This window comes from Brevundimonas kwangchunensis (genome assembly GCF_039523815.1).
Classification (GTDB): Bacteria; Pseudomonadota; Alphaproteobacteria; order Caulobacterales; family Caulobacteraceae; genus Brevundimonas; species Brevundimonas kwangchunensis.
The window spans coordinates 65,131-80,784 of sequence record NZ_BAAAGA010000006.1; the positions used below are offsets into that span (position 1 = coordinate 65,131).

General features: G+C 67.7%; 15 protein-coding genes. 8 read left to right on the forward strand and 7 right to left on the reverse strand.

Features of this window, described 5'->3' with window-relative positions:
* Nucleotides 1-2 precede the first annotated feature (2 nt).
* The 3 genes from ABDZ95_RS12950 (at nucleotide 3) to ABDZ95_RS12960 (ending at nucleotide 2,661) form a co-directional block, all read left to right on the forward strand.
* A complete protein-coding gene (locus ABDZ95_RS12950) occupies nucleotides 3-1,139 on the forward strand; it encodes an ABC transporter substrate-binding protein (RefSeq protein ID WP_343794372.1) in 1,137 nt (378 codons plus the stop codon).
* 46 nt (nucleotides 1,140-1,185) lie between these two features.
* Nucleotides 1,186-2,289, forward strand: coding sequence for a YncE family protein (locus tag ABDZ95_RS12955; RefSeq protein ID WP_343794373.1), 1,104 nt, complete (start codon nucleotides 1,186-1,188; stop codon nucleotides 2,287-2,289).
* Nucleotides 2,290-2,364: 75 nt separating this feature from the next.
* Nucleotides 2,365-2,661, forward strand: coding sequence for a DUF2218 domain-containing protein (locus ABDZ95_RS12960; RefSeq protein ID WP_343794374.1), 297 nt, complete (start codon nucleotides 2,365-2,367; stop codon nucleotides 2,659-2,661).
* Between the two features lie 5 nt (nucleotides 2,662-2,666).
* Here ABDZ95_RS12960 and ABDZ95_RS12965 read toward each other — a convergent pair whose 3' ends face one another.
* A complete protein-coding gene (locus ABDZ95_RS12965) occupies nucleotides 2,667-3,446 on the reverse strand; it encodes an ABC transporter ATP-binding protein (protein ID WP_343794375.1) in 780 nt (259 codons plus the stop codon).
* Entirely contained in the window at nucleotides 3,443-4,507 is a 1,065-nt protein-coding gene (locus tag ABDZ95_RS12970) for a FecCD family ABC transporter permease (protein WP_343794376.1), read from the reverse strand. The genes ABDZ95_RS12965 and ABDZ95_RS12970 overlap by 4 nt, the downstream gene beginning before the upstream one ends.
* 64 nt (nucleotides 4,508-4,571) lie before the next feature.
* Here ABDZ95_RS12970 and ABDZ95_RS12975 point away from each other — a divergent pair, with 64 nt between their 5' ends.
* Entirely contained in the window at nucleotides 4,572-5,387 is an 816-nt protein-coding gene (locus ABDZ95_RS12975) for an alpha/beta hydrolase (protein ID WP_343794377.1), read from the forward strand.
* 6 nt (nucleotides 5,388-5,393) lie between these two features.
* On the opposite strand, the gene ABDZ95_RS12980 is transcribed toward ABDZ95_RS12975, so the two are convergent.
* Nucleotides 5,394-6,197, reverse strand: a complete 804-nt coding sequence (locus tag ABDZ95_RS12980; RefSeq protein ID WP_343794378.1) for an SDR family NAD(P)-dependent oxidoreductase — start codon at nucleotides 6,195-6,197, stop codon at nucleotides 5,394-5,396.
* A 156-nt stretch (nucleotides 6,198-6,353) separates the two neighbouring features.
* Here ABDZ95_RS12980 and ABDZ95_RS12985 point away from each other — a divergent pair, with 156 nt between their 5' ends.
* The 4 genes from ABDZ95_RS12985 to ABDZ95_RS13000 all read left to right on the forward strand — a co-directional run bounded on the left by ABDZ95_RS12985 (nucleotide 6,354) and on the right by ABDZ95_RS13000 (nucleotide 10,225).
* Nucleotides 6,354-6,905 (forward strand): PCC domain-containing protein, encoded by a 552-nt coding sequence (locus ABDZ95_RS12985; protein WP_343794379.1) that lies wholly within the window; start codon nucleotides 6,354-6,356, stop codon nucleotides 6,903-6,905.
* Nucleotides 6,886-7,260 (forward strand): PCC domain-containing protein, encoded by a 375-nt coding sequence (locus ABDZ95_RS12990; protein WP_343794380.1) that lies wholly within the window; start codon nucleotides 6,886-6,888, stop codon nucleotides 7,258-7,260. The genes ABDZ95_RS12985 and ABDZ95_RS12990 overlap by 20 nt, the downstream gene beginning before the upstream one ends.
* Before the next feature lie 77 nt (nucleotides 7,261-7,337).
* Nucleotides 7,338-8,348, forward strand: coding sequence for a TRAP transporter substrate-binding protein (locus ABDZ95_RS12995; RefSeq protein ID WP_343794381.1), 1,011 nt, complete (start codon nucleotides 7,338-7,340; stop codon nucleotides 8,346-8,348).
* On the forward strand, nucleotides 8,345-10,225 hold the full coding sequence (locus ABDZ95_RS13000) for a TRAP transporter large permease (protein WP_343794382.1): 1,881 nt from the start codon (nucleotides 8,345-8,347) through the stop codon (nucleotides 10,223-10,225). Before ABDZ95_RS12995 ends, ABDZ95_RS13000 begins: the two co-directional genes overlap by 4 nt.
* A gap of 281 nt (nucleotides 10,226-10,506) precedes the next feature.
* Here ABDZ95_RS13000 and ABDZ95_RS13005 read toward each other — a convergent pair whose 3' ends face one another.
* The 4 genes from ABDZ95_RS13005 to ABDZ95_RS13020 all read right to left on the reverse strand — a co-directional run bounded on the left by ABDZ95_RS13005 (nucleotide 10,507) and on the right by ABDZ95_RS13020 (nucleotide 15,538).
* Nucleotides 10,507-11,832 (reverse strand): carbohydrate porin, encoded by a 1,326-nt coding sequence (locus tag ABDZ95_RS13005; protein WP_343794383.1) that lies wholly within the window; start codon nucleotides 11,830-11,832, stop codon nucleotides 10,507-10,509.
* Nucleotides 11,833-11,967: 135 nt separating this feature from the next.
* Nucleotides 11,968-13,530, reverse strand: a complete 1,563-nt coding sequence (locus ABDZ95_RS13010) for an acyl-CoA synthetase (RefSeq protein WP_343794384.1) — start codon at nucleotides 13,528-13,530, stop codon at nucleotides 11,968-11,970.
* Nucleotides 13,527-14,702 carry an acetyl-CoA acetyltransferase gene (locus ABDZ95_RS13015; RefSeq protein WP_343794385.1) on the reverse strand — a complete coding sequence of 392 codons (1,176 nt, stop codon included), beginning with the start codon at nucleotides 14,700-14,702 and terminating at the stop codon, nucleotides 13,527-13,529. The genes ABDZ95_RS13010 and ABDZ95_RS13015 overlap by 4 nt, the downstream gene beginning before the upstream one ends.
* A gap of 2 nt (nucleotides 14,703-14,704) precedes the next feature.
* Nucleotides 14,705-15,538, reverse strand: a complete 834-nt coding sequence (locus ABDZ95_RS13020) for an IclR family transcriptional regulator (RefSeq protein ID WP_343794386.1) — start codon at nucleotides 15,536-15,538, stop codon at nucleotides 14,705-14,707.
* Nucleotides 15,539-15,654: the final 116 nt, after the last annotated feature.

Consider the following 15,654-nt stretch of genomic DNA (forward strand, 5'->3'; position numbering starts at 1 on the left):
TCGTGGCCCTGCCGACCATGAACCGCCGCATCCTGTTCGCCGGCGCCGGAGCGGGTTTGCTGCTCGCCGCTGCCGGTTGCGACCGTCAGGGCGGCGCCGCAGCGACCGGGGGCCTGACCGACCTGCGCGACCGCGCCCTGTCGATCACTCCGCCCGTCGGCAAGCTGTCTATCGACGACGGGCGCTACCTGATCGCCCTGTCCCTGATCCATCCGGATCCGGTCAGCGTCCTGGCCGCCTGGGCCGGCGACGTGAACCGCATCAGCCCCGAGATGTACGCCGCCTTCGTGGAGAAGACCCCGGCGCTGGCGACCCTGCCCAAGACCCCCAGCTCGGCCGGCGATTTCGACGTCGAGGCCGTTCTAGCCGCCGGTCCGCAGGTGGCCGTGGTCTCGCTGGGCTCCGGCCCGACCGACGCCCAGGTCTCCCAGCTGGAGGCCGCCGGCGTCACCGTCGCCTTCATCGACTTCTTCACCCATCCGTTCGAAAACCAGGCGAAGTCCCTGTCCCTGCTCGGAAAGCTGGTCGGGCGCGAGGAGCAGGCGACGGCCTACAACGCCTTCCGCGCCGAACGCCTGAAGCGCATCTCGGACAAGGTCGCCGGCCTGACCGACGCGCAGAAGCCAACCGTCTTCCTCGAGGCCCATGCCGGCAACTCGCCTGACTGCTGCAACTCGGTCGGTCAGGGCAATGTCGGCGACTACATCACCTTCGTCGGCGGCCGGAACATCGGCGCGGAGGTGCTGAACACCGCCTCGGGCAAGCTGAACCTCGAGTTTGTCATCGACCGCAATCCGGACGTCTACATCGCCACCGGCGGCCCGCATCTGGAGAAGGCCGGCGGCTATGTGGTCGGCCCGCAGTACGACGCCGCCCGCTCGCGCGAGTCCCTGCGCAAGGTCGCCTCGCGTCGCGGCATCGCCAACCTGGGCGCCGTCTCTGGCGGCCGCACCCACGGCCTGTCGCACCAGTTGATCAACTCGCCGATCGACATCGTCGCCACCGAGGTGCTGGCGAAGTGGATTCACCCCGAGCTGTTCGCCGACCTGAACCCTCGCGCCACTCTGGACGAGCTCAACAGCCGCTTCCTCGCCGTGCCCTATCGCGGCGACTACTGGACCGAACTCTCGGCCGCCTGACCTTCCTCCCCGAAGACCCCTTTTGACCGTGCTTAGGAGAAAGCCGATGAAGACCAACCGTTTCGCCGCCGCGGCAGCCGCCGTGCTGATGGCGTCCATCGCCGCCCCCGCCCTTGCAACTGCCTTCAACGAACCGGCCCAGCCGGCCGCCGTCGCCGACGCCCCGACCGTCGTGAAGTCGGTCAAGGTCGAGCCGGGCGGCGTGTATGAGCTGGTCTTCAACCCGGCCAACGATTCGGTGCTGGTCGCCGCCGTCGGCCCGCGCGGCGCCAACGCCGCCGCCATCGCCAGCCTCAGCGCCGATCTGAGCACCCCGGGTCAGATGATCGACGTCTCGGCCAACCCGCTCTACGGCCTGGCCCTGAACAGCCGCACCCAAACCCTGTACGGCACCGACACCCGCACCGGCGTGATCTCGGCCATCGACCTGTCGACCGGCCGCGTCGTCGCCAACATCGGCTCTGATCGCGAGAATGCCCACGTCCGCCAGGTCGTGGTCGATGAGGCCGCCAACAAGGTCTACGTCTCGGAAGTCGGCGGCCGCGGCGCCAACACCCTGTCCAGCCGCATCTGGATCATCGACGGCGCCACCAACACGCTGGAGCGTCAGATCGACGTCGACGCCGTCCTGACCGGTCTGGCCGTGGACGTCGCCGGCGGTCGCGTCTTCAGCACCGACATGTCGGCCAACCAGGTCGTGGTCGTGAACCTCGCCTCGGGCGAGGTCGCCCACCGCTGGCCGACCGGTACGGAAAGCGCCATCAACGTCGTTCACGACGCCGCCAACGACCGCCTGTTCGTGACCAGCCAGGGCACGGGCGAGCTGACCGTGATGAAGGCCTCGGACGGTTCGGTGATCCAGCGCCTCGCCACCGGCGCCGGCGCTCTCAGCGTGGCCTACAACCCGGCCAACAACCAGGTCTATGTCGCCAACCGTCAGGCCGGCACCGTCACCGTCGTCAACGGCGCCGACTATTCGGTGCTCGCCAACCTGCAGACCGGTACCTTCCCGCAGACCATCGCGATCGATCGCGACACCAACCACGTCTATGTGACCAACAAGGCCCGCGGTCTGCCGCGCAACGCCCCGGCGGGCACGCCCGTGCCGGTCGATCCGGCGGGCGACACCGTGACCCTGATCCGTCCGTAAGGGCGGGTTTCCTCCCCGACTGTCCCGGCCGTCGAAAGGCGGCCGGGCCTTTTTTCTTTTCAGTTGAGTATCGCCATGAGCCTCAGCCGCGCCGACGTCGCCACCCCGCACGCCTCCCGCTACCTCCAGCAGCTCTGCAAGCACTGGGCGCACAAATTCCAGGTCGAGTTCAACCCGGTCGAAGGCGCCATCGACTTCGGTGACGGCCGCTCGTGTGAACTGGCGGCCCGGGATCGGTCGCTTGAGGTCCGGGCCATCGCCGACGATCCCGAAGCCCTGCCGAAGCTGGAAGAGATCATCGAGCGCCACATCCAGCGCTTCGCCCACCGCGAGGGCGAACTCGTCTTCGTCTGGAGCCCGCCGGAAGGCTGAACGTCCTACAGGATGTCGTCCACCATCACTTGCAGCGTCCCGCGCACGCAGCGTTCGACCCGCGCCTCGACCTGATAGACTTGCGCCAGAATGGCCGGCGTGATCGCCTCGCCCGGCGGGCCGTTGGCGGCGACAACGCCCTCCGAGAGCACTACGACCCGATCCGACGCCCGCGCTGCAGCCTGCAGGTCGTGCAGCACCATGACTACCGTCATACCCCGCTCGACGGCCAGCTCGCGGACCAGCTTCATCACCCGCAGCTGATGTCGCAGGTCCAGCGCGCTGGTCGGCTCGTCCAGCAGCAACAGGCGCGGCCCGCGCACCACCGCCTGCGCCAGCGACGCCAGCTGCTTCTGGCCACCCGACAGCTGGTCCAGACGGCGCATGGCCATCCCCTCCAGCCCCAGCCGCTCCAGCACCGCCAGCGCCGTCTCGGCCTCGTCGCCAGAAATCGCGCCCTGCACCGGGGAAGCCCGTAGCGCGCTGACCAGCGTCTCCAGCACCGTCAGGGCCACGCCCTGCGGCAGGGTCTGGGGCATATACGTCACCGACCGCGCCCGCTCGGCCAGCGACAGGCCGTTCAGCTCCTGCCCGTCCAGCATCACCGAGCCCGTGGCCGGATGCAGGCCCGCCAGCGCGCGCAGAAGCGTGCTCTTCCCGGCCGCGTTCGGACCGATCAGCGACAGCACCTCGCCCTGCGCCGCCATCGGCAGCGACAGGTCGCGCAGCACCGTCCGTCCGCCATAGCCGGCTGTCAGGTTCGAAACCGTCAGCCCGCCGCTCACGCCCGCGCTCCATTACGGAAGATCAGCAGCAGGAAGACCGGTACGCCGATCACCGCCGTCACCACGCCGATCGGCATGATGGCTCCGGGCACCATGGCCTTGGACGCCGCCGAGGCCAGCGACATGATCAGGGCGCCGGTCAGCATGCTGGCCGGCAGCAGGAAGCGATGATCCTCGCCCAGCAGCAGGCGGGCGATGTGCGGCCCCACCAGACCGATGAAGCCGATGGTGCCGACGAAAGCGACCGAGGTCCCCGCCAGAATGCTGACCCGCAACAGCGACGCCATGCGAAGCCGCGAAACGTCGACGCCGAAGCTGCGCGCCCGGTCCTCGCCCAGCCGCAGCGCCGTCATGCCTCGCGCGGCCAGAAGCGAGAAGGGTGTCACCAGAACCACCACCAGAGCGGCCACGCCGACATTGGTCCAGGTCGCTCGCGACAGCGAGCCCATGGTCCAGAAGATCAACTGTTGCAGCGCTTCCTGCGAGGCTACGAACTGCAAAAGGGCGACGAGGGCGTTGAAGGCGAAGACCAGGGCGATGCCGAACAGCACCACCGTCTCCACCCCCGCCCCGCGATTGCGCGACATCAGCTGCAACAGCAGCACCGAGCCGAAGGCGAACAGGAAGGCGTTGATCGGGATCATCCAGTCCTGCGGCACGAACGGCACGCCCGAGCCCAGCACGATGGCCAGCGCCGCGCCGAACGAGGCCGCCGACGACACGCCCAGGGTGAAGGGACTGGCCAGCGCATTGTTCAGGATGGTCTGCATCTCTGCGCCCGCCAGCGAAAGGGCAGCGCCGACCAGCACCGCCATCACCGCATATGGCAGCCGCACCTGCCAGACGATCGCCGCCTGCGGCGCCGTCAGCGAGCCCGGATCGACCAGACCGCGCAGCACCTGCCCCGCCGTCATCGAGGACGGCCCGGTCGTCAGATCCAGCAGGAAGGCCACGACGCACAGCACCAGCAGGCCGACGACGATCAGGGTCCGTCGCGCCGTCAAACGGCGATAGTCGCCGAGCACGTCGGCGCCGGATCGGGAAGGCGTGGCAGCGGTCAAATCGGGCCCCGGACTGATAATGGGTCGCAATACACGAACACTTCCGGCGCTGCTACGCTGGGGAATGGTCAGGTCGTCACACCACGATTCCTCATGGGCCCCGCTGGTCGCGCCACGCGCCCGGACGCGCACCGTACGCGCCGAGGCCAATGGCCATGACTACCGCATCAGCGTGTCCGTTCCCGACAGCGCACCGCCGCCCGAAGGCTTCCCGTCGCTGATCGTTCTGGACGGCGGCGCCCTGTTCCAGTCGGTCGCCGACACCGAACGCCGCCTCGCCCATCGGGCCGAGACGTCCGGAGTTCAGCCGACCGTCGTCATCGGCGTGTCCCACGACGGCGACGCCCTGTATGACGGCGCCCAGCGTTCCCGGGACTTCACCCCCGGCCCGGCCGTCGCCGACAAAGCCGCCAACCGGAGCGAGACCGGCGGCGCCGACGCCTTCGTGACCTTCCTGATCGATCAGGTCCTGCCGTTAGCGGGTGAACTGGCCCCGCTGGATCCGACGCGCCGACACCTGTTCGGCCACTCGTTGGCGGGCCTGTTCAGCCTCCATGCCCTCGCGACCCGCCCGGGCGTCTTCGCCACCCACGGCGCCGTCAGCCCGTCCCTGTGGTGGAACCCGGATTTGATCCGGAGCGGACTGACCGCCCTCTCCGGCCCCGCGCCCCGCCTGTTCCTCGCGGCCGGCGCGCTGGAGGACCCGCCCGCCGGATCACCCAAGGCCGCCCGCCGCATGATAGGCGAGCTGACCGAGCTCCATCAGGCGTTGAAGACCGCCGGCCGGATCGAAACCGGCCTGACGATCTTCCCGGACGAGAACCACGGCTCGGTCGTCCTTCCGGCCGCCGGCCGTTATCTCCGCTTTCTGTCGACCTGAACCGGGTCAGCGCGCCGGCAGACCCTGAGCCATGAAGCCGCCGTCCACCGTCAGAACATGGCCAGTGACGTAGCTGGATTGGTCCGAGGCCAGGAACAGCACCGCCGCCGCGATCTCCTCGGGCGTGCCGTACCGACCGGCCGGCGTGCGCACGCCCCAATCCGCGCGCGTCTTGGCCGAGTGCACCTGGGCCACCAGCGGCGTCTCCACCGGCCCCGGCGCGACCACGTTCACGCGCACGCCCTGCGCGGCGAGGTCGACGGCCATGACCTTGCTCAGCGTGGTCACCCCGCCCTTGGACGCGCCATAGGCGCTGCGGCCGGCGTTGCCGAGCAGGCCCGAGACGCTGCCGATATTGATGATCGACCCGCCGCCATTGGCGACCATGTGACGCGCCGCCGCCTGACCGGTGATGAAACTGCCGCGCAGGTTGACCGCGATGATCCTGTCGAAGGCGTCCAGCGGCGTGTCGAGGAAGGGCTGTTCCCGCGCGATGCCCGCGCTGTTCACCAGCACGTCGATTCGACCGCAGGCGGCGACGACCGCCTCGAAGCCCGCCTCGACCGACGCTGGATCGGACACATCCATCTGCAGAAAGCCGCCCTGATCCGTCAGCGGAGCGTTCGCCTCGGCCAGATCGACTGCAACCACGATTGCGCCTTCCGCACGCAAAAGGTCCACAACGGCGGCCCCGATCCCCGATGCACCGCCCGTAACAACTGCAACCTTGCCTTGAACAACCGAACCCACGACACGCTCTCCCTTTGAGTAATCCATATTATGGACCTTGGATTGACTGACTTTTGTCATATCAAACCGAAGTTGCGGGTTGTCACCCGTAATCTGCGCGATAATACTCAAGATACAGAAATATAAGGTCCATTTAGTGGACCAAGGGAGTTACATTCAGGTGGCGAGTTTTCTTGCTTCACAATGCGGACTTCGGTCCAGAACAGGCGCGCCCGCATGAGCGCGACTGTCATTGAAACCCGGCGCGTTCTTCAGCCCGGCCCCGCGCGCTACGGCCGCGTCCTGACGGCGCTCGGCGCGCAAGGCCGCCAGCTGCTGGGCTCCATCCACGAAGGCGAGTCGCTGGAAAGCGGCCTCGTGCGCCTGTTCGCCGAGACCGGCGAGGCCAGCGGGACCTTCCGCCTGCTGGGCGGTGCGCTCAGCGAGGCCTGGTACCACGTCGCCCTGCCCGATCCGGACAGCCCCCGCGCCGTCGACTATGGCGCGCCGATCCATGTCGAGGGCGGCGCCTGGCTGATCGGCGGCTCCGGCTCGTTCGGCCCATCGGTGAAGGGTGGCCCGCTGATCCACCTGCACGGAGCCTTGGCGGCCACGGATGGTCGCGGACATGGCGGACACCTGAACAACGGCAAATGCATCGTTGGCGCCGGCGGCGTCCGCGTGCTGATGCACCTCGGCGCCGGCTTCAGCCAGGCCGCCGACCCGGAGACCGGCTTCTCCACCTTCTTCCCGCAATCGGAGACGTCCCATGACCGCCGTGCTCACTGAGGTCCGCACTGGCCGTCTGGCCACCGTCCGCCTCGGGCCCAACCAGGATCTGGTCGAAGGGCTGCAGCAGGCGGCCGCCGAACTGGGCTTCGAGCGCGCCCTGATCCGCAGCGGTCTGGGCAGCCTGATCGATTGCGTGATCGAGAACAGCGCCGGCCAGCAGCGCGAGCTGCGTGGCCCGGCTGTCGAGATCCTGACGATGCTCGGCGAGATCTCGCCCGAGGCGGGTGAAACCCGCGTCTCGTGCGTCGTGGGGGAAACCAGCGGCGCGGTGAACGCCGGCCGCATCGTGCCAGGTCGCAACCTGGTCTGCGTGACCGCCGAGGTCGTGCTCGAGGAACTTCTGGCCGCCTGAACGGGGCGAGCTGACACAACATCGCTGGGGCGAGCGGACGCAAGATCAGCCGCCCGGAGGACGAGGAAAGGAAGGCCATGATTCAACTCAACCGCCGCGCCATGCTGGCCGGCGCGCTGGCGGCGCCAGGAGCGCTCGCCGCGTGCGGCAAGGGGCCGGATGCCGAGATCGTATGGCGACTCGGCACCAACCTGCCGATCACCCACCCGCTGAGCGCCCGAATGAAGGAGGCCGCCGGCCGGATCTATGAGCAGTCGGGCCACCGCCTGTTCATCGAGGTCTACCCCAGCGCCCAGCTTGGCACCGACGCCGACATGCTGGCCCAGGTGCGCGCCGGCGCAATTCAGATGCTGTCGATCTCGGGCCTGATCATGTCGATCCTGGTGCCGCAGACCGCGCTGTCGGGCATCGGCTTCGCCTTCCAGGACCGCACCCAGCTGTTCAACGCGATGGACGGCACCTTGGGCACGAAGATCAAGGACGCCCTGGCCGGCCACCACCTGATCGCCACGCCCAAGGTCTTCGAAAGCGGCTTCCGTCAGATCACGACCTCCAGCCGCCCGATCAACAGCCCCGCCGACCTGCGCGGCATGAAGATCCGCGTGCCACTGGGTTCGCTGTGGACGTCGATGTTCCGTTCGTTCGGCGCCGCGCCGACCTCGATCAACTTCAGCGAGGTCTACTCCGCGCTCCAGACCCGCGTGGTCGAGGGCCAGGAGAATCCGCTGGCGGTCGTCGACACCGGCAAGCTGTACGAGGTGCAGCGTTACTGTGCCCTGACCAACCACATGTGGGACGGCTTCTGGCTGCTGCAGAACGAGAAGGCTTTGAACAAGCTGCCGGGCGACCTGCGCGATCTGGTCCAGATCGAGTTCGCCAACGCCGCGGACCTGCAGCGCGCCGACCTCGCCGTTCTGGCCGAGACCCTGCCGCAGAAGATGCAGGCGGAGGGCCTGACGCTGAACACGCCCGATCGCGAGCTTTTCCGTCAGCACCTGCGCAACGAGGGCTTCTACAGCCACTGGCGTTCCGAGCTGGGTGAAGACTCCTGGCGTGTCCTTGAAAACTATGTGGGGGCCCTCGCATGAGCACCGCAGCCGTCGAGAACGCCGTTATCAGCGAGGGCGTGCCGCCGCCGAAACATCCGCGCGGCCTCCTGTTCAACATCTTCGAACAGGCGGTGGCCATTCCGGCCGCCATCATCGTGCTTGTCGAGATCTGTCTGCTGCTGACCAGCGTCATCTTCCGCTTCTTCTTGCACAACCCGATCGTCTGGGCCGATGAGCTGGCCTCGACACTGTTCATCTGGATGGGGATGCTGGGCTCCGTTCTGGCCCTGATCCGCGGCCAGCACATGCGCCTGACGACCGTGGTGACGCGCTCGTCGCCGAAGGTCCGGCCGATCCTCGAGGCCCTCGCGGTCCTCGGGCCGGCGCTCGTACTGGCCCTGATGCTCCCGCACGCGATCTTCTATGCGTATGAGGAGTCGATGATCACCACGCCGGCGCTCGGCTGGTCGCTGGCCGTCCGCGCCTCGGCCCTGCCGGTGGGCATCGGCCTGATGCTGGTCGTCGCCCTGATGCAGATCCCGCGCCACTCGCTAAAGGCCCTGGGCATCACCGCCGGCATTCTCGCCGTCGGCGCCCTGGTGCTGTGGGGCCTGTCGCCGCTTCTGATCGGCATCGGCCACATGAGCCTGATCCTGTTCTTCGTCGTCCTGCTGCTGGGCGGCGTGGTGCTGGGCATTCCGATCGCCTTCGCCTTCGCCATCGCCACGGCGGCCTATCTGCTGACGATGACCGACGTGCCGCTGCTGGTCATGACCAGCCGCATGGACGAGGGCATGAGCTCGCTGATCCTTCTGGCCGTTCCCCTGTTCGTCTTCCTCGGGGCCCTGATCGAGATGACCGGCATGGCCGCGGCCATGGTGGGCTTCCTCGCCTCGCTGCTGGGCCACGTGCGCGGCGGTCTGAACTACGTGCTGCTGGGCGCCATGTATCTGGTGTCGGGCATCTCGGGTTCGAAGGCGGCCGACATGGCCGCGGTCGCCCCGATCCTGTTCCCCGAGATGAAGAAGCGCGGCGGCGACGAGGGCGAGATGATCTCCCTGCTGTCGGCCTCGGGCGCCATGTCCGAGACCATTCCGCCGTCGATCGTTCTGATCGCCATCGGGTCGGTGGCGGGCGTCTCGATCGCCTCCCTGTTCGTCGGCGGCCTGCTTCCGGCCTTCGTGCTGGCCATCGCCTTGGGCGTCATCTCCTGGATGCGCGCCCGCAAGGAGGACATGAGCAAGGTCGTCAAGCCGACGCGCAAGATGATCCTGAACGCCTTCGTGATCGCCCTGCCCGCCCTGCTGCTGCCGGTCGCCATCCGCTTCTTCGTGGCGGAAGGCGTGGCGACGGCGACTGAGGTTTCGACCCTGGCCATCGCCTACGGCGTCATCGCCGGCCTGTTCATCTACCGGAAGTTCGACATCACCAAGATCATCCCGATGCTGGCCAGCACTGCGGCCCTGTCGGGAGCGATCCTTCTGATCATCGGCGCCGCCAGCTCGATGGCCTGGTCGCTGACAACATCGGGCTTCTCGGCCGATCTGACGCACATGATGTCCAACCTGCCCGGCGGCGTGTTCGGCTTCATGGCCATGTCGATCGTGATGTTCATCATCTTGGGCAGCATTCTGGAGGGCATTCCCGCCATCGTGCTGTTCGGCCCGCTGCTGTTCCCGGTGGCGCGCGCGATGGAGATCCACGACGTGCACTACGCCATGGTGGTCATCCTCGCGATGGGCATCGGTCTGTTCGCCCCGCCGTTCGGCGTCGGCTACTACTCGGCCTGCGCCATCGCAAAGGTCGATCCTGACGCGGGTCTGAAGAAGATCTGGCCCTACCTCGGGGCCCTGGTCATCGGCCTGATCGTCGTCGCGGCCATCCCCTGGATCTCGACCGGCTTCCTCGAGAAGTAAGCCTCTCCAGAGATGGACCGCCCAAAGGGCGCGGCGCTCCCCCGCCGCGCCCTTTTTCTATGCGTGATTACACGCTCATCCCCGCGAAGGCGGGGCCCCAGTTCATGCAGCGGTTCAGCAGTTCCTTCGCAGCGCGCTCCGGATAGCCGGAACTCCGGACCATCGAGCCGCACTGGATCCCAGCCTTCGCGGGGATGAGCGGACTTCAAAGATCAACTCGCACAAAAAAAGGGGCGACGCCGTTTCCGGCGGCGCCCCGAGGGTCAGGAGGTCTTTGGGGCTTACAGGTTGAACACCAGCTTGATGCTGCCCAGCGTGATGTCCTCGCGGTCCGAACGGCCGCCCGGATTGTGGATGAACTGGATGCCCGGACGCACGGTGATGGCTGGGGTCAGGCGATAGCCGTAGTTCAGCTCGACGCCCACCTCGGTCTCCTGCGCGGCCTCGGTGCGCAGGCCGGCGGCGATCTGGGCGTCCTGCACGTCGGTGACGCGGCCGTTCATGCTGACCGCGCCGACGCCGAAGGTGACGTCGTCCTTGGCGCGGCCGGGGAACAGGCCGGTGTAGCTCAGGATCACCGCCGCCTTGCTACGCATGCGGTTGGTGGCCTGATCGGCGACGGCGAGGTTGCCCACCACCGTCAGCCCGCCCGAGCCGTCCGTCTCCGGCGCGATCAGTTGCTGCACGACATTGGCGTGGATGCCCGTGTGGCGCTCCTCGCGGGCGAAGGCCAGGCCGGTCAGGGCCTGATAGTCGCCGTTGACATCGAAGACGACATTGTTGGAGTCGCTGGTGTCGATCCAGCCGCCGATCTTGTAGGTCCCCGGCAGTTCGTTGTTGGCCCCGAACTTCGGCGTCCACTGCAGCTCGCCGGCGTAGATGGCGCCAGTCGCGCCGTCCGTGCCCAGGTAGAAGCCGCGGTCCTCACGCAGGTTCACCGGGTTGGATTCGATCACGCCCAGATTGACGTGAACCTCAGGCGTGATCCGCTGGCGCAGGCGCACGCCCCACGAACTGACCGGCAGGTTGTACAAATAGCCGCTGACGATCTGGCTGGAGGCCGGGCCGCACAGGTGCAGCAGGTTCACGTTGCCGCACGGCGTCGCGCCGAAGTCGTCGCCGTGGGTGACGCGGCCGAACTTGAACTGGGTCGCGCCGTCGTTGAACGACTGCTCGTACCAGAGATTGGACAGGCGCCAGATGGTGCCGCGGCCGTAGATGGTCTGCACCGGCTGCAGCAGGTTCAGCCCGACGTCATTGGCCAGGCTGTTGCCCTGACGGTTCATCAGGGTGACCTGGAACTTGCCGCCCTCCAGTCCCCACGCCTTGCCGGTGTCCACGGCGGCGCTGAGGTAGAGCTGGCCCGCCGCACGGAAGTCCGAGCGCGTGCCGCCGTCGAAATTGTAGCCGGCGTCCACCACCTCGTTGGCCGTGAAGACCACGCCGCGATCTTTCAGACGCGTGCGGAGGCCGCCCCAGTCGCCGGTCAGCAGGGGGCGCTCCCAGAGGCCCGGCTGCGTCGCCGCGGCCGCCTGCGCGGTCGTCGCCTGCGGCGGCGGTGCGGTCTGCGCCGTTGCGCCGCTCGCTGCCAGCAAGGCAGCCGTCATCGCTCCGCCGCAAAGGGCGGTCCTCGTCGATTGGTTCATTGGGATGCTTCCCTTCCCTTTTCGGCCCTTGGGCGTCTTCGGACGCTCTGGTGAGGAGGAACGGGGCGCGGCCGGGCCGTCCGCGCCCCGAAAGGATCAGGCCGCCTGACGCGTCTCGAGCAGCTTCTTCACTTCCGCCTTGGCCACCTTGCCGTAGCCGGACTTCGGCAGGGCGTCCCAGAACAGGATCTGGGTCGGCAGCTTGTAGCGGGAGAGCTTCCCGTCGAGGTGCGCCAGAACGGCGTCGGCGTCGGCCGTCTCGCCTTCGCGGACGACCAGAATGGCCACGCCGCACTCGCCCCACTTGTCATGGGGCACGCCCACGACGCAGGCTTCGGCGATGGCCGGAAGCGTCAGGATCGCTTCCTCGATCTCGCGCGGATACACGTTCGATCCGCCCGAGATGTACATGTCCGACGCACGGCCGGTGATGTAGAGGAAGCCCTTCGCGTCCAGGTGGCCCAGGTCGCCGGTGTGGAACCAGCCGTCCTGGAAGGACTTCTCATTGGCCTCGTCGTTCTCGAAATAACCGAGGAAGACCGCCGGGCCGCGGACGCAGATCTCGCCCGTCTCGCCAGCCGCAAGGCGCTTGCCCTCGTTGTCGAGGATGGCGATGTCCATGCCGGTGCGCGGCAGGCCGCAACTGCCGATCGGGAAGGACGGATCGTCCTCGATCGTGTGCAGGCGCGGCGGCAGCACGGTGATGTTGCCGGTGACCTCGCCCAGACCGAAATACTGGACCAGGACCTTGCCGATCTTGCGCAGCGCATGCTGCTGGTCGGCACGGTACATCGGCGCGCCGGCGTAGATCACATAGCGCAGCGATGAGTGGTCGAACCGGTCCACCGCCTCGTGCTGGGTCAGCATGGTCAGGATGGTCGGCACGGTGAACATGTTTGTCACGCGATGCTTCTCGACGAGCGCCCAGGCCTCCTCGCAGTCCAGACGCTCGCTGGACAGCAGGACGCTGGCGGCGCCCTTGGCGACCTGGGTCATGATGTGGATGCCCGAGCCGTGCGACAGCGGGGCGACCACCAGCGAGACGTCGTCCTCGGTCGTGGCCGGCATCAGGTCGTTCAGGTGGTTGACCGTGACGAAGGCCATCTGGCCGTGCGTCAGCATCCCCGCCTTGGGACGACCGGTCGTGCCCGAGGTGTAGAAGAACCAGCAGACGTCATCGCGATCGACGTCGGCCAGATCGACTTCCGGCGCCGAGGCGTCGGCGACCAGGGCCTCCCAGTCCTCGCCGGGCGCGTCCTCGCCGATCCAGAAGACGTTGGCGCAGGCGCCGTTGGCTTCCTCCGCGGCCGCCGCATGCTCGGGGAAGCCGGTGTCGAAGATGTGCGTCGTGGCGCGCGACGACGAGGCCAGATACGAGACCTCGGACGGCGTCAGGCGGAAGTTGGTCGGCACCCACACCGCGCCCAGACGCCAGCAGGCCCACTGGGTCTCGAACATGGCGTTGCAGTTGCGCGAGTGGACGAGCACGCGGTCGCCCTTCTTCACGCCGCGCGCGGCCAGAGCCGATGCGGCGCGGGTCACGCGGTCGTTCAGCTCGGTCCAGGTCCAGACACGGTCGCCCTGAATCAGGCCTGCACGGTCGCCGAAATGCTGGGCGGCATGCACCAGCATGGACGCGAGGTTACTGGTCGGGATCATGCCTTCAGCGGCTCCAGGATGGAGACGTAGTTGGCGACCGCCGCCCCGCCCATGTTGAAGATGCCGCCGATGTCGGCCTTGGGCAGCTGCATGTCGCCGGCCTCGCCGGTCAGCTGCATCGCCGTCAGGACGTGCATCGACACGCCGGTGGCGCCCACCGGGTGGCCCTTGGCCTTCAGACCGCCCGAGCGGTTCACCGGCAGACGGCCATCCGGCTGGGTCCAGCCTTCCAGCGCCGCGCGCGCGCCCTGTCCCTGCGGGGTCAGGCCCATGGCCTCGTACTCCAGCAGTTCGGCGATGGTGAAGCAGTCGTGGGTTTCCACGAACGACAGGTCGTCCAGCTTCAGGTTTGCGATCTCCAGCGCCTTCGCCCAGGTCTGGGCGCCGGCCTCGAAGCAGGTCGGGTCGCGGCGCGACAGCGGCAGGTAGTCGTTCAGATGCACGGCGGCGCGGAAACGGATCGCCTTCTTCATCAACTTCGCCGTCTCCTCGTCCGCCAGCACCAGGGCCGCGGCGCCGTCAGAGATCAGCGAGCAATCGGTGCGCTTCAGCGGACCGGCGACGAACGGGTTTTTCTCCGACTCGTTGCGGCAGAAGTCGAAGCCCAGGTCCTTGCGCATCTGGGCATAGGGATTGTCCACGCCGTTGCGATGGTTCTTGGCCGCGATGGTGGCCAGCGCGTCCGACTGGTCGCCGTACTTCTGGAAATAGGTCTCGGCGATGCGGCCGAAGACGCCGGCGAAACCGGCCGGAATGTCGCCCTCTTCCTTGCGGTACGAGGCGCTCAGCAGCACGTCGCCAGCCTGCTGGCTGGACACGTGCGTCATCTTCTCGGCGCCGATCACCAGAGCGAAACGGCCGCGGCCGGCGGCGATGAAGTCACGGGCGGCATAGACCGCCGCCGCGCCGGTGGCGCAGGCGTTCTCGATCCGCACGGCCGGCTTGAAGCGCAGGCCCGGCAGGCTGTGCATCGGCAGCGAGGACGGGAAGTCCTGGCGGCTGAAGCCGGCGTTGAACACGCCGATATGGACGCCGTCGATGTCTTCCGGATCGATACCGGCGTCGACGATCGCCGCGGCGGCGACGCGTTCGATCAGGCTTTCGATATCCGGATCGTCATGGAGTTTTCCGAACGGGCTGTGGGCCCAGCCGACGATGGCGGCTTCGGTCATGCTTACTTCCTCATACGCAGGGGAGGCCGCGCGGGTTCGATCCCGGCGGCGAGGGGTTCAGGACGCGCCAGCCGCTGGGACAGGCGCTGGGCCTCGTCCTTGAGCAGCGCGGCGAGTTCGGTGCGGCGATCCTCGCCCAGACGGGACTCGATCGCGGAAATGGACAGGGCACCAAGGCAGGAGCCGGCGGAGTCGAGAACAGCCACGCCCACGGCCCACGATCCCGCGAGCAACAGGCCCGGGTTGAAGGCGAAGCCCTGCGCACGCGTCTCGGCGACCGAGTCGCGCAGGAGTTCGGCGGAGAAGGTCGGGTAGCTGGCGGCGAGCTCCGCGGCGTTCTGGGCGAGAACCGCCTCGACATCGGCGTCGTCGAGCGCGGACAGGATCGCCAGACTACCAGCGCCAACGCCCAGCGGGTGGCGATCGCCGGCCAGAAGAACGTGCGTCCTGATCGGGAAGCTGCCCTCCTGACGTTCGAGGCAGACCGAATGTCCGTCACGGCGGACCGACAGGAAGACGGTGTCCTGGCTGGCGGCCGAAAGCCGGGTCAGACCACCGGCGGCGGCGCGGTGAATGCCGAAGCGCTCCGTGGCCAGCACGCCCAGCACGAAGGCCTCGGGCCCGAGGTGATAGAGGCGGGTCGCCGGGTTCTGTTCGACGAAGCCGTTCCGCTCCAGCGCCCGCAACATGCGGTGCACCGTCGGCTTGGTCAGCCCCGACTGCGCGACGATCTCGGTCAGTCGCAATCCGTGTTTCGAACGCGCGCCGATCAGGCGCAGCAGCGTCAACGCACGGTCCAGCGCCTGAGCGCCGTCGGCCTTCTCCAGTACAGCCATGACCCTAACCTCCCAAAGTCCATATGTTGGACTTCATTCTTATCTTTTATGGACCTGAAAGTGTAGCGGCATTCTGGCGTTGTCAAATCAGGCATAGAATATTCCCGAAGGTTTCA